General features: G+C 52.5%; 14 protein-coding genes. 10 read left to right on the top strand and 4 right to left on the bottom strand.

Annotated elements, in window-relative coordinates:
* Window positions 1-2: 2 nt before the first annotated feature.
* Both GS398_RS10685 and GS398_RS10690 read left to right on the top strand, forming a co-directional pair.
* Window positions 3-1,706 carry a RagB/SusD family nutrient uptake outer membrane protein gene (locus tag GS398_RS10685; protein ID WP_160906746.1) on the top strand — a complete coding sequence of 568 codons (1,704 nt, stop codon included), beginning with the start codon at window positions 3-5 and terminating at the stop codon, window positions 1,704-1,706.
* Window positions 1,707-1,720: 14 nt separating this feature from the next.
* Window positions 1,721-2,200, top strand: a complete 480-nt coding sequence (locus tag GS398_RS10690) for a SusE domain-containing protein (RefSeq protein WP_160906747.1) — start codon at window positions 1,721-1,723, stop codon at window positions 2,198-2,200.
* Between the two features lie 121 nt (window positions 2,201-2,321).
* On the opposite strand, the gene GS398_RS10695 is transcribed toward GS398_RS10690, so the two are convergent.
* The gene (locus GS398_RS10695) at window positions 2,322-2,747 is read right to left on the bottom strand and encodes an EamA family transporter (RefSeq protein WP_160906748.1); all 426 of its coding nucleotides are present in this window, start codon (window positions 2,745-2,747) and stop codon (window positions 2,322-2,324) included.
* Between the two features lie 283 nt (window positions 2,748-3,030).
* On the opposite strand from GS398_RS10695, the gene GS398_RS10700 reads away from it, so the two are divergent.
* Complete coding sequence (locus GS398_RS10700; RefSeq protein WP_160906749.1) at window positions 3,031-7,203, top strand: hybrid sensor histidine kinase/response regulator transcription factor; 4,173 nt, start codon at window positions 3,031-3,033, stop codon at window positions 7,201-7,203.
* Window positions 7,204-7,240: 37 nt separating this feature from the next.
* A complete protein-coding gene (locus GS398_RS10705; RefSeq protein ID WP_237488156.1) occupies window positions 7,241-8,815 on the top strand; it encodes a hypothetical protein in 1,575 nt (524 codons plus the stop codon).
* A gap of 121 nt (window positions 8,816-8,936) precedes the next feature.
* Here GS398_RS10705 and GS398_RS10710 read toward each other — a convergent pair whose 3' ends face one another.
* The 3 genes from GS398_RS10710 to GS398_RS10720 form a co-directional block, all read right to left on the bottom strand.
* Window positions 8,937-10,121 (bottom strand): alginate lyase family protein, encoded by a 1,185-nt coding sequence (locus GS398_RS10710; RefSeq protein WP_160906750.1) that lies wholly within the window; start codon window positions 10,119-10,121, stop codon window positions 8,937-8,939.
* Window positions 10,122-10,388: 267 nt separating this feature from the next.
* Window positions 10,389-11,906, bottom strand: a complete 1,518-nt coding sequence (locus tag GS398_RS10715; RefSeq protein ID WP_160906751.1) for a right-handed parallel beta-helix repeat-containing protein — start codon at window positions 11,904-11,906, stop codon at window positions 10,389-10,391.
* A gap of 2 nt (window positions 11,907-11,908) precedes the next feature.
* Window positions 11,909-14,590 (bottom strand): glycoside hydrolase family 2 TIM barrel-domain containing protein, encoded by a 2,682-nt coding sequence (locus GS398_RS10720; RefSeq protein WP_160906752.1) that lies wholly within the window; start codon window positions 14,588-14,590, stop codon window positions 11,909-11,911.
* A 381-nt stretch (window positions 14,591-14,971) separates the two neighbouring features.
* Here GS398_RS10720 and GS398_RS10725 point away from each other — a divergent pair, with 381 nt between their 5' ends.
* From GS398_RS10725 to GS398_RS10750, 6 genes are all read left to right on the top strand, one after another.
* Complete coding sequence (locus GS398_RS10725) at window positions 14,972-17,956, top strand: SusC/RagA family TonB-linked outer membrane protein (protein WP_160906753.1); 2,985 nt, start codon at window positions 14,972-14,974, stop codon at window positions 17,954-17,956.
* An 11-nt stretch (window positions 17,957-17,967) separates the two neighbouring features.
* On the top strand, window positions 17,968-19,527 hold the full coding sequence (locus GS398_RS10730; RefSeq protein WP_160906754.1) for a RagB/SusD family nutrient uptake outer membrane protein: 1,560 nt from the start codon (window positions 17,968-17,970) through the stop codon (window positions 19,525-19,527).
* A gap of 47 nt (window positions 19,528-19,574) precedes the next feature.
* Window positions 19,575-21,260, top strand: coding sequence for a hypothetical protein (locus GS398_RS10735; protein WP_160906755.1), 1,686 nt, complete (start codon window positions 19,575-19,577; stop codon window positions 21,258-21,260).
* 185 nt (window positions 21,261-21,445) lie between these two features.
* Window positions 21,446-23,074: a right-handed parallel beta-helix repeat-containing protein gene (locus tag GS398_RS10740; RefSeq protein WP_160906756.1), complete on the top strand. Its 1,629-nt coding sequence runs from the start codon at window positions 21,446-21,448 to the stop codon at window positions 23,072-23,074.
* 84 nt (window positions 23,075-23,158) lie between these two features.
* The gene (locus tag GS398_RS10745; RefSeq protein WP_160906757.1) at window positions 23,159-24,514 is read left to right on the top strand and encodes a rhamnogalacturonidase; all 1,356 of its coding nucleotides are present in this window, start codon (window positions 23,159-23,161) and stop codon (window positions 24,512-24,514) included.
* A gap of 102 nt (window positions 24,515-24,616) precedes the next feature.
* The gene (locus GS398_RS10750) at window positions 24,617-24,979 is read left to right on the top strand and encodes a DUF2200 domain-containing protein (protein WP_160906758.1); all 363 of its coding nucleotides are present in this window, start codon (window positions 24,617-24,619) and stop codon (window positions 24,977-24,979) included.
* Window positions 24,980-25,032 lie beyond the last annotated feature (53 nt).

Here is a 25,032-nt window from a genome sequence, read left to right on the forward strand (position 1 = left end):
CAATGAAATATAAAAATAAAGCAGTAATGGCTTTTGCGTGCCTGCTATTTTTTTTAAGCTGTACTAAATTAGATGAAACCTTGTACGACCGCATCACCTCGGAGAATTTCCTGCAAACCAAGGACGATGTGATCCGCACCTTTTTAAGGCCCTTTGAACATGGCTACTGGACGATCCAGGGCAACGGATTATTCTACGCCCAGGAGCTTCCCGGCGATCAGCTGATGACGCCTAACCGCGACGGCGATTGGTTTGACGGCGGGAAATACCAGCGCCTGCATTACCATAAGTGGACGATACAGGATGATTACACCTCTAACATGTGGAACGGCCTTTTCCAGGGCGTGTCGTTAGCTACCAACTCCCTCGAAGATATACAAGCCATCGACCCTGCAAAGTTCGGGTTAACACAAAAGGATAAGGACGGCTTTATCGCCGAGCTAAGGACCTTGCGTGCCTGGATGAACCTGAGGGCTTTTGACCTCTACCGCAACATCCCGATCATTACCAGGGTGAAAGGCGAAAGCTTAACGCCCGACCAGGCGCCGCCGGCGGAAACGTTCAATTTTATTGAAAAGGAACTGCTGGAAGCCATTCCCAACCTGCCTACACGCCAGGAGCTGGGCGTAAATGCCGTGGGCCGCTGGACAAAAGCGGCCGCCGCCGCCATCCTCGTTCGTTTATACCTGAACGCAAAAGTGTATACCGACCAGGATAAGTTTACGCAATGCGAAGCGGTGTGCCGCGACATCCTCAGCGGCAAATACGGGACTTATGCGCTGGAGAACCGCTGGGACGCTCCTTACGATTACAACAACGCGCAATCGGGCGAGGTTATTTTCGGCTTCCCCGGCAGCTTTGCCCAAACACATTGGCAGTATAGCGGCGACATGTATTTCTGGATGGCGCCGCACCAGGCAAGCAATTTCTTCGGGTTCACCGATTTCGGGAACATGAACACCCGGTTCAGCATGCAGCCCGGAAGAGATGTGGATAGCGTAGAATACGCCTTCACTCTTGGTAAGCCGTTTGTTAAGTTCCAAAAATATACCGACGACGTGCGCCTGGTGAAGTATAAAAACCTCGGGAACAGCAAGCGCGAAGGCATGTTCCTGCACGGTTACCTGCCGTACTACAAGGATCCGAAGCAGCTGGTAAAGAGCAATAGGGGTTACACCATTTTCGCCCGGGATATGGTAGGTTGGTTTAAGGCCACGCCGCCGGGACAAAAGATCGCCGACAAAGTCTCTAACATGGACCATGCCGATGACAACTCCGGTATCTGGCCTGCCAAATACCCCATCTACCCGTCAGACGATGCCAATAAAATCACCTCCTCGTATGCCGAGATCCGGCTGGCCGAGATTTACTATTCGCTCGCCGAATGCGTATACCGCAAGGGAAATAAAGTGGAAGCGGCTTCGCTTTTAAATTCCGTGCGGAAACGGTATTACCCTGCCGGTTCCCCAAGCTTATACAGCGCGTCGGGAAGCGAGCTTACAGACCGGGAAATGATTGACGAGTGGGGCCGGGAATTTTTAGCCGAAGGCAGAAGACGCACCGACCTCATCCGCTGGAACGTTTTCAATACAGGCATCTGGTGGGACAAAGAGGCAGATGCGGACGACCATACCAAGATCTACCCCATCGGGCAGAACGTATTGAATATCAGCCCCAACCTAAAACAGAATCCTGGTTACAATTAAACTTAGCTAAATCAATGAACACCATACCATTTTTCGATAAAACGGCCGGGATAAGCGGAAGCGGCTTATTCAGGACATGCACTTTCTCCATTATGTTGTGCTTTTTTATTATGGGCTGTGATAAAACGCTGGACGCGCCGGAACCGGCGCCTTTAGAAACAGGCACATTCTCAGCTTCCAAAACCGCGGTGGAAGTAGACCTCACCAAACCAACCGCGGAAGCTGTTAAGTTTACGTGGACGGCCGTACCGAACTCGCTGGTGAGGTACTCGTTAATCCTGTCGTCGGGTACAAAAACAGACACCACCGTGATCGCCCAGAACGCCCTGACAAAATCATATACCAACGCAGAGCTGAATGCGATCCTGGTGACCAAGCTGGGTCTCGCCGCTAATACAGAAAAGGATATACAGGCCGTTGTTAAAGCAAAAGTCAGCATTAATGATAAAACCGCGTTATCAAACGCCCTCACCGTTAAGGTGATTCCGAAATAGCTTTAATCTACAAGCCGGGAGCGCTCTTAACGGGTGTTCCCGGCTTCCCTGCCGGAATTCTTCCACGGCTTTCTTTATAAACTGCGTTTTGGATTTATGGCGGATCCCGCGTATCGCCTTATCAGCCCTTTCCCGCCATCGCGATCATCACCGCCCCCACGATCATGATTGCCGCCCCGGTGACCAGCTGCCAGCTGAGCTTTTCTTTCAGGAACGTAACCGACAGGATCAGCGCAATAACGATCGACAACCGCTCGACGGAAGTCACCCACGAAGCATTTCCCAGGCTTAGCGCCTTGTAGGAAAAGAAAGACGACAGGGTGGTGGCTACGCCTGCCACTATTAGGAAGATCCAGGCGCGGCGATCAATTTCGGCCAGTTTGGCGAAATGCCCGCCGAATAAAACCAGCGACCAGGAGATCACCAATATAAATACTCCCTGGATGGCCAGCGCCGTAGCTGGCGCCACCTGTTCGAGACCAGCCTTGGTTGCCACCACTACAATGGCGGCTGTAAGCGCAGCAAGCAATGCATAAACTATCCACATGATCCGAATGCAGTTGGTAAGCTGCTCGTTATTAACCTTATTTTGCAGATAATGTTTAACTCTTTCCCATCGCTTCTGCGTAAAAACCTGTGCCATAAACCGGGCGAGCCTGCTAAAGGGACGTGATAGATTTAAAATTGGCCGACAAAAAAAATAAAACTGTATGATATGACCGTTACAAGCATGGCAATTCATCCACATCAACCGTGTAAATCGTTCTAATTCGCCCTCCATTCCCGATTCCGGCGCCAACGTCGTATATTAGAACGACCATCATAAGCCCATGCTCCCCCGATTAGCGAAGAGAGTTATCATTTTAATATTATTTGTTGCCGGAGCGTTATCGTGTCAAATACCCGCCCTCCGCGCGCAGCAGAACACCCTGCAATTTAAACACCTCACCATCAACGAAGGTCTTTCGCAAAATACCGTGTTCAGTATTTTACAGGACCATAACGGTTTTATCTGGCTGGGGACCGAAGACGGCCTGAACTGTTACGATGGTTATGAATTCAGGATCTTCAAAAACGAACTGTCAAAACCGGGAAGCCTCGGTAATAACCAGGTGAACGTGATCGCCGAAGACGGCAGGGGAAGGCTCATCGCCGGCACCAATGGCGGCATCAGCCTTTTCAACCGCAGGACCCAGGATTTCCTGAACGTCCCCATACCTTCCGTAAAAAGAGACAACCAGTCGGCCAATTTCGTGACCTCACTGGTTTTGGAGGGCAGGGACCGGTTGTGGATCGGTACTTACGACGGGTTAAAATATTTCGACCTGGGCCGCAACGCGTTCATCGCCGCTGGCATACCTGATTCCCTGCTGCAGGGTAACGTACAGGCCATCTACAAAGATCGTACTAACCGGCTTTGGGTGAGCTTCCGTAGCGGGCTGAAGTGTTTCGACCTGCGGTCGAAAAAAGCGCTGCCAATACCCCTGGTACTGGCAGGATCGCTGGAAGAGCACCCAAGCACCATCCGGGTGATCCGGGAAGACCCCGCCGGAAACTTGTGGCTGGGAACCGAAACATCCGGGTTGTTTTGCTACCGGGGGAGCGCTGGTGTATGCAACCGGTACGTGGCCGGTACAGGGTCGCTTCCAGCCAACGTGGTGCGCGATGTCTTCTTCAACACGGATGGTACCGTTTGGATCGCCACCCGTAAGGGCCTGAGCATCCTCGATCCGGTGAAACAAACGTTCACCAATCTGGGGCACGATAAATACCAGGCCGGAAGCCTTTCCCACCAGTCGGTACTAAAGATCCTCAGGGATAACAACGGCAGCATCTGGGTGGGCACCTATGCCGGCGGCGTAAATGTCTATCACCCTCAGAACCAAACTTTCGGTTACATCGGCGAGCAATTTGGCACACGAAGCGGGCTCAGCAACCCGATCGTGAGCACGATGTTAACTGGCAGGAACGGCGAGCTCTGGATCGGTACGGAGGGCGGCGGCTTGAACTGGCTGGACCTCGAAACCGGTCGCTGCGAGTCTTTTACGCTGCCCAAAAAAGACAACGCATCCCCCGAGAATATTGTCAAATCCATCGCCTGGGGTACCGGCGGTACCCTGTGGGTGGGTGCCTTCGATGGCCTCTACCGCTTCGATACACGCACCCGCTCGATGCAGCCGCACCCCTTCCTGCCGGACGCTAAATACAAGGGACGTACACAGGTGTACGCCGTTCTTCACGACCAGGAAGGATTATGGGCAGGCACCAACGGCGGCGGGCTGGTACATATCAGCAACAATGGCCAGGAGCAGGTATATGTGACCGAAGCCGGCAACCCCCGCTCCATCAGCGGCAACAACATCAGCGCCCTCGCCAAAGACCAACACGGCCGTCTCTGGATAGGTACCCTGCAGGGCTTGTGCCGCCTCGACCGCGATGGCAAAAGTTTTACCCGCTTCCCGGGAGAACGGGGAAAGCCCTACAACCTGACCAATAACAACATCACGAGCCTCCTGGCCGACTCCCGGGGATATCTCTGGGTAGGAACACGCGGCGGCGGGCTGAACCTCCTCGACGAGCGCTCCGGGCGGTTCTACGCCCTTACCGAGCAAAACGGATTGGCCAACAACGTGATACGCGCCATGAACGAAGATGCTCAGGGCAGGATCTGGCTCAGCAGCAACAAAGGTCTCACCATGGTCGACGTATGGCCCGGGCGCCCGGAACTAAAGGTGCGGGAACTGGCAAATTACAGCGTTACCGATGGACTGCAAAGCAACCAGTTCCTCTCCGGGGCTACTGCCCGCTCTGAAAACGGCGAGCTCTTTTTTGGCGGGATCAACGGCATCAGCCGGTTCTTCCCCGAAAAAATGCGCAAAAATACCAGCCGCTACCCCGTGGTGTTCACCGATTTCCTGATCAATAACAAAAGCGCGCCGATCGGCACCAGGGATTCTCCGCTGAAAGCGCACATCAACGCGGAACGAAACGTGACACTGGCCTACGACCAGGCGAATTTCACCATCAGGTTTGCCGCATTGAACTACATCAATGCCTCCAAGAACCGCTACGCCTATCGCCTGGAGGGCTTTTCAAACGACGACTGGCACCAGGTAGGCGAGCAACGAACGGCGACCTATACCAACCTCCGCCCCGGCGATTATGTGTTTATGGTAAAAGCCAATGCCGAAGCGGGCCCTTCTCCAGGCGCCGAAGCCCGCATCCATATCCTGGTGCTCCCGCCCTGGTACAAAACCTGGTGGGCTTACCTGCTCTACATCTCCGTGTTTTGCGCGTTGCTCTACCTGTTCTATTATTTCTCGCTGCAAACGGCGAAACTCAAAAGCGAGCTGGACTTCGAACAGCTCAACCATGAAAAAGACCTCGAACTTTCGCAGCGCAAGCTGAGCTTTTTTACCCACATCTCCCACGAGATAAAAACGCCGCTCACACTGATACTCTCCCCCATCGAGAAATTAATGACCAACGACAGCCTGAACAACAAGGTGCAGCACCAGCTGCAGCTCGTCCACCGCAACGGCGAAAAGCTTATGCACCTCACCAACCAGCTGCTGGATTACCGGCGCTTCGAAGCGGGCCACCTGAACCTGCAGGCCGCAGAAGGTAACCTGGTGCGCTTCACCAGGGAGGTGCTAACCGCTTTCCAATCCTATTCGGTAAGCAAAGGCATTACGCTCCGCCTGGACGCGGGGCAAAAAAGCGTCCGGGTATGGTTCGACCGCGACAAAATGGAGAAAGTGCTGTATAACCTGGTTTCCAATGCGCTCAAATTCACGCCTTCCGGCGGAACGATCACCGTCAGCGTGCACACGCAGGAACCGCAAAACCGGGCGATCCTCCGGGTGACCGACAATGGTACCGGCATCGCGCCGGAACGCCTGCCCTTCATCTTTAATCCTTTTGAAACGTACGATACACACGGCACCAACCAGGAAGGCACCGGGCTGGGGCTTTCCTTTGCCCGGATCCTGGTAGAGATGCACCACGGCACCATTCGCGCCGAAAGCACGCCCGCAACACCCGGAGCACGCGGTCATACCGCTTTCACCATCGGGTTGCCGTTGGGAAAGGACCACCTCTCTGCCGAAGAAATCATACCCGATTATAGCAACAGCGAAGACATTAAGGCGTACCGGCAAAACGAAGCAGAACTGCCTCCAGCCCTGTTGCCGGGCAAAAAGCAGCTTATTTTAGCCGGATCGGAACAACCTCCTACCTTGCTGCTCGTAGAAGATAACCCCGAGGTGCTCCAATTCGTCGCTTCACATTTCGGGGACGATTTCCACGTGCTTACCGCCGCCAACGGGAACGAAGGCTGGCAGCAGGCCCTCGAACACATCCCCGACCTGATCATCAGCGACGTGATGATGCCGGGAATGACCGGAACCGAACTTTGCATCCGCGTAAAGGAAGACGTAAGGACCAGCCACATCCCGGTAATACTCCTCACCGCCCGGGAAACGCTGCTCTACAAGATCGAGGGCGTGGAAACCGGTGCCGACGACTACATCGTGAAACCCTTCAGCCTCCGCTACCTCGATGCCCGCGTATGGAACCTGCTGGAATCCAGGAACAAGCTGCGCGAAAAATACAGCAGGAACGTGACGCTCCAGCCTACCAACGTGGCGATCAGCTCGGTGGACGAGAAATTTCTCGAAAAGGCCCTGCGTTATGTGGAAGACAACATCGCAAAAGAAAGTCTCGGCGTAGAAGAACTAAGCCGCGGGGTGAACATGAGTAAAACTACGCTGTACCGCAAGCTTAAAGCGCTTACCGGGCAGAACAGCAACGAATTCATCCGCAGCATCCGGCTGAACAGGGCGGCGCAACTACTTTTGCAGCAAAAGCTGAATATAAGCGAAGTAACGTATCTTGTAGGTTTTGGCGACCAGGATTACTTCAGGAAATGCTTCAAGGAGCAATTTGGCGTTACGCCGAAAGAATACGCAGCAAAGGAAACCATTGACGGGATGAAATTGTAAATATGCCAGGTTATATCGCCCTGCACTACCTAAAACAATGATAGAAAATTTAATGATGAAGTATGCACTGCTAATACCCTTCCTTCTCATTTGTGCACGTGATACTAAGGGCCAGGATAACCGGCTCCATCCATCCAGTTCCCGCGCACCGGTAAGCTACCATGACTTTGGCGCCAAAGGCGACGGCAAAACCGATGATCTCGACGCCATTGCCGCAGCGCACGAATTCGCCAACCTGCACGGCCTGCCGGTGAAAGCCGACGATAAAGCCACTTACTACATTGGCGGGAAAGCGCGCACTGTAGTGGTCCGGACCGACACCGATTTCGGTAAAGCGAACTTCATCATCGACGATACCGAAGTACAGGACCGCGATGGGGCCATTTTCACGGTGAGCTCTACCCTTCAGCCATTTAAACTGCCGACGGTAACTACCTTGAAAAGAGATCAAAAAAAGATCGGCGTGCCTTTGCCCGGCCCCTGCCTGATCACGGTCACGAACTCGCATATTAAGCAGTACATCCGGTTTGGCCTCAACCAGAATAACGGATCTTCGCAGACGGATATCTTCGTGGCCGACAAAAACGGCAACGTAGATATGAACGCTCCCATTATCTGGGATTTCGATCAAATCACGGATATCACGGCCCGTCCCATTGATGAGAAACCCCTGAAGATCACCGGGGGACGTTTCACCACCATCGCTAACAACGCCGAATCAAAGTATACTTATTACAACCGGAATATCGCTGTAAGGCGGTCCAATGTAACGATTGAAGGGCTGGAACACCGGGTTACCGGAGAAGGCGATCATGGTGCTCCCTACGGAGGTTTTATCAATATCGGCGAATGCGCTTATGTAACGGTAAAAAATACCATCCTCACCGGGCACCTCACTTATAACACCGTCGGCGCGGCAGGCAAGCCTGTTTCTATGGGCACTTACGACCTTTCCGCTAACCGGGCGCTTAACGTTTCCTTTATCAATTGCAGCCAGACGAACGATATTAACGATACCAAATACTGGGGGATCCTGGGCTCTAACTTCTGCAAGAACCTGCTCTACGACCGGTGCACGCTATCCCGCTTCGATGCCCACCAGGGCGTAGCCAACGCTACCATCCGCAACTCAACGCTCGGGCACATGGGGATCAACGCTATCGGCAGCGGGAAACTATTGATCGAGAACTCCACCATCCGCGGCAGAAGCGTGGTTAACCTGCGTCCCGATTACGGCAGCACCTGGCAGGGCGAGCTGGTGATCCGCAACTGCGTTTTCATACCCGCAAACGGCAAACCCATCAATGCCTCCATCATTAGCGGGTCCAATTCCGGCCAGCATGATTTTGGTTACGTATGCTACATGCCTGAACGCATCACCATCGAAAATCTCCGTATCGACGACTCCGGTCACCCGGAAAAGTACGAAGGCCCATCGATCTTCGCGAATTTCAACCCCGAGATGAAAGACAGTACGTACCGGGAGCAATTTCCTTATGTAAAAACGAAAGAGGTCACCCTAAAGAACGTAACCACGGCGAGCGGGAAACCGGTAAGGGTTAGCGATAACTTGTTCCAGTTTAAGGAGGTAAAGGTGAATGAAGGCAAGTAACACTACGGAAACTTCGTACAAGCTCTGTGCCCCCCATGTTATTATTTGGCGTCAATTTAAACACAGAGGGACACAGAGCTTATTAGTAGATACTACCGCCTTATGGTATTTACCCTGAAGCTTATGGGAAAACCTGGTGATGGGTGTAAGTGGTAAATCCGAGGAAGCAATTATCACCGGTTGGGCCATGAGGATCTCCCATTGCCTGTATACGATTGGTTTCAACCGTGTTATACCGCCTGTTTGCAATATCGATACCGGGCTGGATCTGCGAATTATCCCAAGTTACTCCACAAGGATCGGTAACCGCATGGCGGATTATCTTATCTAAATAAATATATCCCGTACGAAGCCTGGAGCTGCCATCTGAATAGACCGATGCATCATTTTGAATAGCGGCGATATTGGCGGCGTATGAAAACCCGGTCAGGGAATATTGAAAATGAACGAAATCGTCGTGACTGCAAGTTTCGCCGGGCATTGACCCATCCGCTTGAATCAGGTTAGGCAACCGCTCCTTAATAATTCCCAGCCCCGTATTATACAGGTTGAGGCTTTCCTCGAATACGCCTATCGCCATTTTCGCATAACCGGCAGACACCGCCCAGTTATTGGTCATGTGGTAGGTATTCACCACTTTGTCGATATAGTTCTGGTTAAGGTTGTTCAAAAAGGAGGTGAACTTATTGATATCCGTACTGCTCCAGCCGCTGGTGGCGCCATTCCGGCAAGTGTAGCGACGCAGGATCTCCGCAGCCGCCGTAAAGTTCGGAGCCGCCCAGGAGGCTTCCAGCGCAGCCTGCCTTGATTCACCCCCGGTAACAGCGAACGACTGGAAGGCATACGCCCAACCGTTCAATATATTTTTCGCCTTGGTAGCATACTGGGCATCGCCCGTTTTAGCCCACCGCAAAGCGAGCGCATACGAAAGAATGGCGTCCTTTTTAAAATTAGTTTCGCTCTGGGGCGAAGAGCCGCCTGCAACGGTTACCACCGCTACATAGGCATTGCTGGGTTGTACGTTGTCCACGTAACTTTTAACCTGGTTATAGGCGATTCCCCGAGCCCCGGTAGGGCTGGCATCCACTTCGTTGCCTATAATGTCGAGGCTCTCCTTCGTGTTCAGTACCCCGGGATGCTTAAATACATCGGCAGCTACCACCGCCTTACCCGATTTCTCCGCCCATTGACCGGAGCTGCCGGGTTCCTCCGCTAACGTGCTTTTTTTGGTACAATTGGTAACCAACACACCGGCAACTACCATAGAAAACGCCAGTACCAGACTTTTCTTTACTTGTCTTTTCATAAAATTTTAGTTTAGTTTATAATGGTTGGCAACAACAAGCGCTTGCTGAGCCGGTGGCTAAGTTGAAGAAAAAAAATTACATAACAAGCTGTATTTCAGCTGTTAACAAATTGATACGCTTAATCCGCAATGGATATTGAATAGGATTTTGAGGTCTGTGCTTAGCGGCAGACACCTTCATCACGAAAAAAAATTCTTTTGACGCGTTTAATTCACAAGAAAAAGCCGCTTTTGCTGGCAAAACGTCGTTTGAGATTCCCCGGCCCTCTACCGCTCACCCGCTCCTATCCCTATTTTACGTTTCCCAACCTTCCGGTCGCCAAGGTTAACGGCCCCGGTATCCGGCAGCCAATATCCCTTTTCTTTAATTGAGACCAGCTCGCCTTTTTGGCGGATCTTGAGATTTAATACGGGAACACGGTCAAACCCATTCCCATAAATTATCGCCTTCTTCAACGTCCGCCCCTTAACAGCTTTCACATCCCCAAGCGTCCCGAACCTGTAACCCACATAATAGTTATTGCTAAAAAAAGCCTGCTTTCCATCCGAAGGGATAACTGGTGCGGCACCGGCCGTGCTGTAAAATACATTATTATAGAACCTTGCCGTTTCGAGGGCCTCGTCGGCGATTACCGGCGGCGCGGCTAATGTGCTGATCAGCGTATTATTATGGAAGATCCCCGACCCTCTCGGCGCCGTCCAAACCGGGAAGTCGAAAAGGTGCTTCCCTTTTTCGCCATCATTTACGCTCAGGTTGTAGCGCACGACGGCCTCGCCGGAAGATCCGTAGACCAACATCATTCCGCCTTCGTTATCATGCGTGTAGTTGTATTGCACTACCGTGCGATAGCTGTCCAGGTCCGCGTCGAATGCCTGCCCGTCCATGCCGCCGCGGGTATGATGCACCTCGTTGTACTCAAAAAGCGCTTCGTCCGTGCTGCGGCACCAAAGGGCGACACCATGTTTCACCAGGTCTTCTGCCGCACAATGATTCTCATATGCCAGGTTATGACTGATCACCGGTCGGTAAGCATAACGAATGATCGCGCCGTCGCCGGCACAATGGTGGATGCGGTTGTTGCGGATAACAAGACCATGGATCGGACGATTTCCGCGGGTAGCCTGCTTTCCATCGGTAAGGTTGGTAAAAATGCCTACCCTAACGACATTGGAAATCTCACAATTCTCGATCCCGATATCCTCAAAGCGTGTTTGCGGTCCGCCGATGATGCCGATGCCGCCGGTATTCTTTCCTTTGGTTTCGAAGGAATAATCGCCCGTAATGTCGTGGATAAATAAGTCGTTAAAGCGGAAATACTTCCGTGTACCGGTCATCGCCCTGACGAGGATACCCGTCCTGCTGCCAACGCCTGAAGCCGGGTTCGTGATTTCCAGCCCCCGGATCTCCCAGTGATCGGTTTCCGGGAGCGATACCACGGGGCCGGTTGCGCCATTTCCGTTGAGCAGCGGACGTGCACCTGTACCGAAACCGGCAACAACAACCGGCGCCCCCGCCGCCCCGGAGCCCTGGAGCGTCAATTGCCCGTTCCATTTGCCGCCACGGCGGAGCAGTAAAGAATCCCCGGGAAGGAACACCTGGCCGCCCGCGCGGGGAAGACTTCGCCATGCCGTACCCGGGCTGCGCCCGTCCTGCTGGTCGTTCCCGCTCGCCGCGTCCAGGTAGTAGGTGGTAGGCGCCGGCTTTGATTGACAGAGGCCGGCCATTGGTATTTGCGCGAGATTTACCGCCAGGAGAAAAAAAGAAAAGAGTTTAAACCGCGGCATAACTAATAAATTTTACGGATTTGGATGGCATTAAGGATCGTTTCCCCTTTCCTGGGCACGAAAGTAACAACAAGCCCCTCTTTATTATTCACGCTTACGGGGATTTTATAAGAAACGGCATCCGCCGCCGTGAGTTCTGCGCCTATTCCTTCAAGGACGGTGACACCGTTTACCTGCACGTCGAACATACGGCCTTTAAACTCATCTTTTGCTGCACTTTTTGCGCCCAGGTCATAAGCCAATACTTTCGCCGGTCCGGCAGAAAGCAACTCTGCGAAATGCAAGGTAAGCTCATACTGTCCTGCAGGTACACTGGCAATAAATTGCTCGATCCCGACCCGCTGCGTTTGATATACCGGGTCGAGGTCTGTGTTGGCGATCGCCTCGTTGGTCCCGAAACTTAGTCGGGTAGTATCTTTCATCGTAAAACGCCTGCCGCCGACATATCCCCAAGACCCTTTTTTATAAGGCTGTTCCGGCAACCACACCTGCCGGCCGTTTTCCTGCGTGAAATGGCGCGGATCACCTAAACACATGTTTAAAGCCGGGAAGCCGGATGTAATCGCGGAAAGCTGCCCCGGAACCGGCATTGCCTCCACCACGTACTGATCGGTTAACGCATCGCCTTCGCCGGCACGTGCGAGCAGTACATTATTACCGGCACGAAAACCAGCTTCGAACGTAGCTACACCCTGTACAGGACGCTGTTCCGCTAACTTTTTCCCGTTAAGGAACAGGCTCACTATCGGCTGATTGCTGTACACACGAACGCGTTGTATCAAAATCCCCTCCCCGTTAGCTTCGCCTGACAGGAAGCTGCGTCCGCCCAACCCGATTTTCAGGAACGGTACTTTTAACAAGTTTGCCTGGTAGAAATAATACGTATCCTTGGGCTTGCGGCCGATGGTCAGCAGGCCTTTATTATTGATGTGCGGATCACTCTCTCCTCTTTCTTCCGAGTTGAAGTCGGCGAGGTTCCAGGCGATTCCCGCAGCGACGAAGGGACGGTCCATCATGGCTTTGAGATATACCTGGTGATACGTCAACCCATATTCCACGCTTTTATCGAAGCGCACCGGGTGATCAGAGTGGATCCGGGAATCCACGTCGGCACCATACTCGGTAACCAGCAACGGTTTATCGCCAAGCTCGCGGTGATGTTTATCCAGGAAGTCCGCAAAACCTGCAAGCTTGCCGGAATACCAACCCTGGTATAGGTTCCAGCCTACTATCATCGGGATGCGGGTAAGCCCTACGCGATGGTACAATGCGAAATTCCCGTGGTTGGGGATCATCGTGTAGCGCGTCGGGTCTTCTTTCCGGGTAAGGTCTTCCAGTCGTTGGGCCAGGGCCGCTACGTTCCTGAAATAGGTTTCACGGCGCAGGCTATCGGTTGCAAACGGCGGACGAAGCAGCACTTCATTCATATATGTCCACACTACCACACTTGGATGGTGGCGGTTTTGCCTGATCATTTCCGTTTGCATGTTCAGGCAATTGGCCGAAAAAGCGGGTGTTTCGATAATGGCGTTAACGATCGGGATTTCAACCGACGCCAGGATCCCCAGGCGATCGCAGGCATCGAGCACCACCTGGTCCTGCGGATAATGCGCTACGCGGAGGAAGTTGCCGCCCATCTCTTTAAGCAGCTCCACGTCCCGCAGGGCAAGTTCGGCGGGCACCGCATTGGCGATGTCCTGATAGTCCTGGTGACGGCTGGCACCGATCAGCTTCAGCGGTTCGCCATTCAGGAAGAAGCCCTTCTCCGCATCAAACCTGAACCAGCGGAAACCGAGCGGGGAGCTGAGCTCATCTTTAACGATCCCGGTAACAGCGTCGATGATCGTTGTACGCACCACGTACAGCTCCGGGTCGGCAGGAGACCATAACCCCGGATTTTTAACCGCAGGTAAATCGATCGTAAACGACGACCGCTGCTTAGCTATCAATGTCGTAGCTGTTGCCGAAACTAAAGAATCACGGTAATAAACGGAGGCGCGCACCGATACCTTTCGTTCAGCCGGCCCGCTGTTCGTGAGCGTGCCTTCCACATGCACCTCACCGGTTTCTGCGCTTACTACAGGTGTGGTGATCACTATCCCCCGGGAGCCATATTGGTCTCTTTCGAAATGGATCTTTTCCGTGGCAACTATATGTACCTCGCGGTAAATCCCGCCAAAAAATGTAAAGTCGGCGCTCAGCGGAGGGACATCGGGCTGGTGCGAATTGTTTACTTTTACGGTCAACCCGTTCCCGGCAGGGCCGAATATAACAGCTGACGTAATATTTATATTGAACGCCGTATAGCCGCCCGTATGTTCCCCCACTTTCTTCCCGTTCAGGAAAACCTCCGTCACCTGGTTTGCGCCACCAAACTCCAGGAAAATCTCCTTTTCTTTCCAGCCTGGGGGAAATATGATCCGGCGTGTATACCAGCCCTCACCGCGGTAATAACCGGGTTCGTCATCCTGTGTGTCAAACCGGTTCCAGCTATGCGGAAGGGTAACGGCCTGCCAACCTGCAGCAGGCAGCACACCAGGATTAACGATCCTGCCCTGGCGGAACTTCCAATCGGAATTGGCAGAGATCGTGATCCGCTGTGCGCCGGCAGTTGCAGGCGCAATAAAGAAGAGAAGCAGGCAAATAAAAAAAGCAGGTGATCGCAATATGTGAGCAGACAGCATAGCGGGCGGTATCGTAAAATTGATCAGCAAGGTACTCCGCGCTGAAAATTCTCCTACCCGGTAATCCTTTCAAAAAGCCCGGGTAAATCGGTTGCCCCTCTCCAGGCCGTAAGTCTCGGGGGGAATAGGAGCCTTTCTTCACAACGACCCGTGAAATGAATGATTTACCCTGCAAATCTGGAAGAAAACTGCCAGGCATCCCGTTTCGTCGCCAGCTACTTTAGTGACGTTAAACCAACCTCACTATGGAGAAGAACAAAATTGGGTTAGTGCTTGTAACGATCTTCCTGATCGCTACGGCTATCCTTTTTTTTAATCTCATGAGCTAACCGGTTGCGGGTTAACGAACCAATTTATAACCAAAACTAATTTAACCATCTTATGAGTTCATGTTACCAAAACATGCCGGGATTTTCTCTCCTGTTCCTGTTCCTGCTACTACATCAAATCGCCTTTGCGCAGGAACGCACCATTTCGGGGAAAGTCACGTCGGCCGGCGAAACGCTGCCGGGGGTGAGCGTAGTGATTAAAGGTACCGGCAAGGCCGTTTCCAGCGACGCTTCAGGCAACTATCGTATAAACGTTTCCAATGGCGACATCCTGGTGTTCAGCTATATCGGCTATACCCCGAAAGAAGCAGCGGTCTCTGCGGTCAGCGGTAATGAGCTGAACGTGGTGCTGGAAAGTTCGGTTTCTGAGCTTCAGCAGGTAGTGGTAGTGGGCTATGGCACGCAGCGGAAGAGCGACGTATCCGGCTCGGTCGTTTCCGTAAAACCCGATGCCATGAACGCCATCCCGACCACCAGCATCAGCGAAATGCTGAGAGGCAAGGCTGCGGGCGTGCAGATCACCACGGAGAGTTCGCGTCCCGGCGGATCGTCCAATATCCTGATCCGCGGACAGCGCTCGTTATCCGGCGGGAACGCGCCCCTGTACATTGTAGATAACGTACCGGTGAATAACATCAACGACATAAACTCGGCGGATATCGCATCCGTGGAGATCCTGAAAGACGCGGCTTCGCAGGCCATTTACGGAACCCGTGCGGCCAATGGCGTGATCCTCATCACCACTAAACGCGGCGCCTCCGGCAAGATCGCCGTTGACTATACCGGCTATACCGGCATCCAGCAGCTGAAAAAGAATTTCTCCCTTTACAACGGAAACGAGTGGGCTGCCATGCGCCGCGAGGCTTTCCGCACCGAAAACGCGGCCGGCAACTATGAATCGGATGCCGTGGTATTCGATAAGGTAGCGCTCGAAGTGCTTAACAGCGGGAACGCCATTGACTGGCAAAAATTCATGATCAGCGACGCCTGGTCGCAGAAACACGACATCAGCGTGCGCGGCGGAGGCGATAAAACCCAGGTAGCCGCATCGTTGGGTTATTTCAACCAGCAGGGAATGGTGGATGGATCAGGTTTTCTTCGCGGCACGGGCCGGATGAATGTCGATCAAAAGATCAACAATAAGATAAGCGTCGGCGCGAACCTTTCGTTCACCCGCTCCAAGATCAGCCAGGAAGATGGTAATCTCAACGAATACATTATCACTTCGCCGCTGGCTAAACCTTATGATGCTAACGGAAACCTCCAGTTGTTCGTAAACGGGGAGAACACTACCAACCCGAAATTCCTGAACGAGCAAACGCTGAACGAGAATACCACCAATCGCTTGTTATTTAACGTTTTCGGGAACGTGGACCTGTTCAAAGGTTTCCGCTACCGCGTGAATGCGAACGTAAATACCCGGAACAATGAAGCCGGCACCTACCGCACCAAGGCCTACCTTAAAGGAAGCAATATCGGGAACGCCGCGTCCATCTCCTCGGGGAACTATAACGATTACCTTATAGAGAACATCCTGAGTTATAATAGAAACTTCGCGGAAAAGCACCTGCTGGATGTTACCCTCCTGCAAAGCGTTTATAAAGAGGTGGGGCGTACCACCAGCTTATCAGGCTCCAACATCCCCACCGACCTGCTCAGCTATAACGGCCTGCCGTCAGCGCAAACCACCGCCGCTCCCGGCCGCAGCGTGACCGACCGGACGCTGCTCTCGTACATGGGCCGCCTCCGCTATACGCTGCTCGATAAATACCTGTTTACGGTGACCACGCGTATCGACGGATCCACCGTATTCGGTCCCAGCAATAAATATGGGGTGTTTCCTTCCGCGTCCTTCGCCTGGAAAATGGAACAGGAAAAATTCCTGGAAAATGCCGCCTGGGTCGACCAGCTGAAACTCCGTGTGAACTACGGCCAGGTGGGTAACCAGGCGGTAAGCCCGTATACCACCCTCGGCGAAGTGAACTCCTACCCTTTCCTTTTCGGCGACGGGTCTTTCCAAACCGGCTATCTCCCTAACAGCCAGCTCTCCAATCCTAACCTGAAATGGGAAACTACCACTTCGCTGAACCTGGGCGTGGATTTCGGCTTCTTTAACAGCAGGATCACCGGGGCACTCGAATATTACAACACCGATACCAAAGACCTGCTCGTTTCCAAATCCATCAACCAATCGCTCGGGTACAGCTCCGTGCTGATGAACCTGGGCAAAGTAAACAACAAAGGGGTTGAAATGCAGCTCAGCACCACGCCCGTACGGAAGAAGGATTTCACCTGGGGCGTCGACCTTACCTTTACCGCTAACCGCAACAAGCTGGTGAAGATCACCGGGGATGTCGATGCGGCAGGTAATCCCATCAACGACCTGAATAATAACTGGTTCATCGGCAAGCCCATCAATGTGTATTATAATTACATCTTCGACGGGATCTGGCAGACCGGCGACAACATTGCAGGTTCGCATATGCCGGCGGCAAAACCAGGCGACATCCGGGTGAAAGACCTCAATGGCGATAACAAGATCGACGCCAATGACCGCGACATTATCTTCCGCGACCCGAAATGGTACGGTTCATTGGGTACCACGCTCAAATACAAAGCGTTTGATATGCTGGTTGACTTTTACACCGTGCAGGGGTCCGTACGCAGCAACCCGTACCTCTACGATTTCAACAGCGGCGGATCGCTGAGCGGCAAAAACAACGGCATCAAAGTAGATTACTGGACACCCGAGAATCCGTCTAATACGTTTCCGCGCCCCCGCTTCAGCTCTACCATCCTGTATTTCTCGGCACTTGGCTACCAGGATAACTCGTACATCCAGTTCCGTTCGGCCACGCTGGGTTACACCCTTCCGGGAAAGATCCTCAGCCCTGTGGGTATTAAAAAGGCGCGTGCTTACGTAACCGGCAACAACCTGTTCTTCAAAACAGATTACTCGTCGTACAATCCCGAAGTAACCGCCGGTGGTTATCCCGACCCGCGCACCTTCCTTTTTGGCCTTAATGTTTCATTCTAAACGCAATCATAATGAAGAAATTAATTTACCTGTCCGCCGTACTTGCGATTCTTTCAAGCTCGTGTAAAAACATGCTCGAAGAAACCAGTAAAGACAAGATCACCTCCGAATCCGTATTCAGCACTCCCGAAGGATTAAGCACCGCCGTCATTGCGCTCTATAACCTGGACCGGAACATTTACCGGAACGATGCGGAATCTACCGTGTGGACCAGCTTTATCCGCGCCGAGGACATCACCGTAACGCGCGCAGGGAGCGGTGTCGGCTTTGCCCGGTACGATAACACCGTGAACGCTTCCACCTCGCAGGTCGGCCTTTTCTGGAGCCACTATTACACCATCATCGAGCGGGCCAACAAGATCATTTCTTCCGGCGAGGCCGTAGGGCTTGGTAACGCTGAAGTTGCCCAGGCCGTAGCCGAAGCCCGTTGTTTTCGCGCACGGTCCTACTTTTACCTGCTTCGCACGTTCGACCGCATTATCCTGAATACCGAAGCCACTTCGGTGGATAACCTCGAACGGACCTACGCCCCCGCTGAACCGGAAGATGTTTATAAATTAATGTACAGCGACCTGGATTATGCGATCGGGAAACTCAGCTACACTGCTAAAAACCCGGGACGTTTTACGCAGGGCGTAGCCCGCCACGTGAAGGCGGAAGTAGCGTTGTGGAGAAAAGACTATAAAGAAGCCGCATTACAGGCCGATGAGATCATTACGAAAGGTCCTTATAAGCTATTGGCCGATCCCGCCGACATTTTTAAAGGTGCAAACCTGAACCACTCCGAAGCGATCTTCGTGAGCCAATGGGACCGTGCATCCGGCGGTTCCGCGGGTAATCCTGTAGGGCACCGCCTGGCGCAGTATTTCGTTCCCAACTATTTTAAACAGGCGGGGATACTGGTAACCGACGCCAACGGCGGATCTGCTTGGGGCCGTACCTATCCCAATCCGTACCTGATCGGCTTGTACCCGGCCAACGACAAAAGACTGGCGGCATTCTACAAGCTTTTTTGGGTGTACGACGATCCGGCGACACTGCCCGCCGGCAAGAAACTCGGCGATAAAGTGACTTCCACCAACGCCTCCATCTATTTCGACCAGTTATATCCCGCATGCTTTAAGTATGTTGACCTGTGGACGAAGCTTGCCCCGAATGAAGCCCAAAGCTTTAAAGATATCATCATCTACCGCCTCGCCGAAACCTACCTGATCGGCGCCGAGGCCCATATGCGCGAAGGCGGAGCCAATGATCCGCTGGCCGTGAAATATATGAGCGCCATCCGCGAACGGGCCGGGTTAGGCGTCTTCACCGGCGCCGTGACCGAAAACCTAATCATAGACGAGGATGCCCGCGAGCTCTCGTTCGAAGGTCAGCGCTGGTATTTGCTGAAACGGCTCGGCAAACTCGTTGAACGGGTAAAACTGTATGCCGGCGACCCGGCCGTAAGCGCCATCCAGGCCCGTACCGGGATCCAGGATTACCACGTCAGGTGGCCGATCCCGCAATCGGAAATAGACAATATGAAAGGTAAAGGTACTTTCACCCAAAACCCGGGGTATCCGCAGTGATGCGGGCACCCTTCCCCAACAAAACAACTAACCAATAACTATATTTTATGAAAAATCAATCAAAACTGGCCATCCTGGCCCTGGCTGTTTGCTTTGCATCCTGTAAAAAAACGGCGATCACCACCGAGGAAGAGATCTCTGGTTCTTCCAAACAATCAGCGAAAACCGCCGCCGTTACCGCTACCTATTACGTTGACAATGTGAACGGCAATGACGGCAATAACGGCTTATCTACCACCACGGCGTGGAAAAACATCTCCAAAGTGAACTCCGTAACCTTTGCGCCGGGCAACCAGATCCTGTTTAAAGCAGGCGGCTCCTGGACTAACCGACTGGCGCCCGCAGGCTCGGGGACCAGCGGAAGCCCGATCGTGATCGGCAGCTACGGCAGCGGGGCTAAACCGAAGATCAACGGCGCAGGCGTAGCGAACGGCACCATTTGCCTTACCAACCAGGAATACTGGGAGATCCGGGATATCGAAGTGACTAATTACAATGCTTCTGAGGAAGGCGGCATCTCACTCGCTACCTGGGAATCGAACAACCTCTCCAATTACGCAAACGCCACACTTCCCGCGCAAGCGGTTAACAACAACACGGCCAAACTGGGCATCCTGGTTACCGCATCGGATATGGGGCAGGTGGACCATATCTACCTCCAAAACGTTACTATCCACGGCGTGAACGGCACGATCGACCAGGACGACGAAGGCAGTAAAGAAAACGGCGGCCTCGCTTTCCGCATTACCGGTACCGGCACACAGACCTGGTATAATGACATCCTGGTGGAAAATTGCACATTTACCCACATTGACCGTACCGGCGCGTTCACCAGCTCTACCTGGGACGACCGCACATTTACCAGCAACACCAACTGGAAACCGGGCCTGAACATCATCTTCAGGAACAACACCTTCAGCAACATCGGCGCCAACGCCATGATCGTGCGCGTTGCCGACCACCCGCTGATGGAGCATAACCTGTTCGATCATTGCGCCATCAAGATCTCGGGGAATGCCGCCTTTAACTTCAATACCGATTATGCCAAGTGGCAATACAATGAGTGCCGTTTCACCAAGGCCAATATAGATGACCGCGATGCCGGGGGATTGGATGCGGATTACAAGACCAAGAACACGATCATCCAGTATAATTACCTGCACGACAATGACTACGGCATGCTGATCACCGGCGGCGGAAACAGCTTTAACGACCAAACCCAGGTGAAATACAACATCATTGAAAACGACGGAAAATACGCACACCCATCGAACGGCAAATTCGCCGTGAAAGTGGCCGGCGCTACCACCAATGCACAGATCTACAACAACGTGATCAACAGCCAGGCGGGATGGACGAATTACAACATCGTGGTACATTCCCAGTGGACGGTATGGCCTTCCAATACTTCTTACTATAACAACATCATCCGCAACGCGGCGGCCAGTTCCGCTTACGTATTTGGCGGCAGCACCGGAAACGTATTTGATTACAATATTTTCAACATGAATACGGCAACCAACCAGCCTTCGCAGGTACATAACGTGACCGGGCTGGTTAAATTCGTGAACCCCGGCGCGGGCGACCCGAACGGTTATAAGCTGCAATCGGGTTCGGTCGCTTTGCTTGCCGGGAAAGTGATCACCGGGAACGGCGGGAAGGATTATTTTGGCAATCCGGTGTCATCTACTACAGCGCCTAATATTGGGGCGTACAACGGGGCCGGGCTGTGATTTTAAGGTTGGGAGGGGATGGAAAATAGAGAATAGAAAATAGAAAATAGGGAATTCCGTTCTCTATTTTCTATTTTCTATTTTCTATTCTCTATTTTCCATTCTCTATTCCCCCCCATTAACCAAATTTGTCCTCATCTTATAATTTTTATATGTTTCATTTTTCTTTCCTAACCGGCAGGATTATGGTCGCGTTTGTATCGGCATTACTGATCATGTTTTCATTTTCCTTTACCAATCAGCCTGTTGCGATGAACGGCCGTACCTTCTACATCGATGCCCTGAACGGTAACGACCGCAACGACGGTCTCAGCCAGGCAAAACCCTGGAAAAGCCTGTCACGAGTAAACGCAGCCACCTTTGTGCCGGGCGATCAGTTGCTGTTTAAAGCTTCCGGCAAATGGGAAGGGCAACTCCACCCAAAAGGCTCGGGGAATAAACAAAACCCCATTCGCATAGGTAAATATGGCAAAGGCCGCCGTCCGCATTTAGAGGGTGGTGGAACCGCGAACGGCACCGTTTACCTCTACAATCAGCAATATTGGCGCATCAGCAGCCTGGAGATCACAAACTACCGTGCGGACGAAGAAACCGGCCTGAGCCTGGAGGAGTGGGAAAACCGGAATACTACCAGTTATGTCAAACCTGCGCTTCCACCTCAATTTAAGAATAAAAACCAACCCAAATACGGCATCTATGTACAGGGCGAAGATGCCGGTGAACTGTCAGGCCTCAGCCTCGTTGACCTGGACATCCACGGCGTAAACGGCTACATCGACCAGGCAGACGAGGCCAGCAAAGACAATGGCGGCGTTTTTTTTAAGATCACCGGTATGGTAAAACCCACCTGGTTCAGTGACATACTGATCGAATCCAATACCGTTCATGATGTAGACCGCACAGGCATGGTGATCTGCAGCTCAACGTGGAGCCAGCGCACTTTTACGGGGAACGGCAACTGGACGCCCTCGAAAAACATCGTGATCCGCAAGAACGTATTTAGTAATACGGGCGCCAATGCGCTGATCGTGCGCGTTGCCCTGGACCCGCTTATGGAGTATAACCTGTTTGATCATTGCGCCATTAAAGCCTCCGGCAACGCCGCCTTCAGCTTTAATTCTGACGGTGCTTTGTGGCAGTTCAACGAGTGCCGGTTCACCAAAGCCAATATCGACGATCGCGACGCCGGCGGGATCGATTCGGATTATAAGACCAGGGGCACTATCGTGCAATACAATTTTGTACATGATAACGACTACGGTATGCTGATCACCGGCGGCCCCGCGCAATTCAACGATGGCACCCTGGTACGCTACAACATCTTTGAGAACGACGGACGCTATGCGCATCCCACCCATGGAAAATGCGTGCTCCGCGTAGGAGGCAGCGCCACAAACACCCGGATCTACAACAACGTGGTGTATTTGGGACCTGACCAGGCCGATATTAAGATCGTATCCCACGAGACCTGGAAAACCGCCCCGGACGGAACCATCTACCAGAACAACATCTTTTACAACCTCGGCAAAAACGCTGCGTACGATTTGGGGGAGAGTACAAACAGCTTTTTCGGGAACAACCTTTATTTCGGTGAGCCGGCAACACAACAGCCCGGCGATAGTAAAGCGTTGCGTACTGATCCCCTGCTGGTCAACCCCGGGAAAGGCGACCCCGCAGGGTACCGCCCGGCCCCTCGATCTCCGGCCGTTGGTGCGGGGGTACGCGTTGACGATGCCGGAAAGCGGGACTATTTTGGCACGGCATTACCGTTGCAACGATCGCCTTCAGTGGGCGTGGCAGAGCCTGGACATTGAATACCGGTTCCCCGGGGTATTTTCAGGCTATTTGGCGGCGGATAAGTATCTTTATCCGGCATAAATAACGCCAAGCGCAAAATCATGAAAACGAAAACCTTTAAGCTCGCCCTGTTTCTTGTGGCTTCCATGATGCTGACACTCCAAAGCTATGCCCTGGAGGTTTTTCCTGACGGCTCGCCGATACCTGACTGGTTCAGGCAAAATGCCCCTACCGACCTATCAACATTGGGTAAACAATACCGTATTACCGATTACGAGCTGGCTAAAGACAGTACCGTGGTGCAGACAAAGAAGCTACAGGACGTTATCGACAAAGCCTATGAGAACGGCGGCGGCGTGGTGGTTATTCCCAAGGGAACCTTTTTAAGCGGCTCGCTGTTCTTCAAAAAGGGAACACATCTCCACCTGGAAGAAGGCGCCAGGCTGAAAGGCAGCGACGACATCAGTAATTTTCCCCTGGTGATGACCCGTATGGAAGGGCAAACCTTAAAATATTTTGCTGCGCTGGTAAACGCCGACGGCCTTGACGGATTTACCATTTCGGGGAAAGGAACCATCGATGGTAACGGGCTGCGGTACTGGAAAGCATTTTGGTTAAGGCGCCAGTTCAATCCAAACTGTACCAATATGGATGAAATGCGCCCCCGGCTTGTATACATCTCGAACAGCAGGAACGTCAGGCTTTCGGATGTAAAACTAATGAACTCGCCATTCTGGACGACCCATTTCTATAAATGTGAAAACGTAAAACTCCTCGGCCTGCACATCTCTTCTCCGAAAGAACCCGTTAAAGCGCCGAGTACCGACGCAGTTGATATCGATGGGTGCAAAAATTTCCTCATTAAAAACTGCTACATGTCTGTAAATGACGACGCCGTAGCCCTTAAAGGCGGTAAAGGCCCCTTAGCTGATAAGGATGAAAATAACGGGGAGAACATGAATATCATCATCGAAGATTGCACATACGGGTTTTGCCATGGTGCGCTAACGCTGGGGAGTGAATCCATTCACAACCGCAACATCATACTGCGCCGTATCAGGATACAAAATGCGGAGCGCCTGCTTTGGCTTAAAATGCGTGGCGACACCCCCCAAAATTATGAATACGTACGGGTAGAAGACATTGAAGGAAGCAATATTTCGAACTTCTTATTCATACGCCCGTGGACACAGTTCTTCGATCTCAAAGGAGTGAAGGAAGTGAGGACATCGTCTGGCAGCAACATCACCATGCGCAATATTAAACTGGATTGTACCAACTTTTTTAACGTAGGGCTCCCGGATGCCGGCGGCCTTGCTAATGGCTTTAAGTATACGTTAGCTGATTTTACGTTTGAAAACCTCCATATCACCGCAAAAAACCCGCAGGCAGACACTTCGGTGGTGAAGAACTTCATACTAAAGAATGTAAATGTTAACGGGAAAAAGATATTTTAGGAGATAGTCAACGAAAAAATCATGCGCTTCTCCATACTTCCGCCGCCTGGCAGACCGCTTGCATCCTGAACCTACGGCGCGATAGATAATACGAATGCAACTATGGACAATTCACAAACACACGATCAGCGTATAGCAAAAATGATCTTTGCCTCGGTGTATCCCCATTACGTGGCGAAAGTAGAAAAGAAAGGCCGCACAAAAGAGGAATTACACCAGGTGATAACCTGGTTAACCGGCTTCGACAATAACAAGCTCCGGGAGCTTATACAGGAAAGGGTAACGTTTGAAGCGTTTTTTCAGCAGGCTTCCCTAAATCCTGCTGCGCACCTGATCACCGGGCTGATCTGCGGATACCGCGTGGAAGAGATCGAAAACCCGTTAACACAGCAAGCCCGGTACCTGGATAAGTTGGTGGACGAGCTGGCGAAAGGAAGGAAAATGGAAAAGATCCTCCGCAGGTGATCACACACGGATCCACCATCAAATGTTCGCGGAAGGCGGCTTTGAAAACGGCA

The organism is Hufsiella ginkgonis (genome assembly GCF_009834915.1).
GTDB lineage: Bacteria > Bacteroidota > Bacteroidia > Sphingobacteriales > Sphingobacteriaceae > Hufsiella > Hufsiella ginkgonis.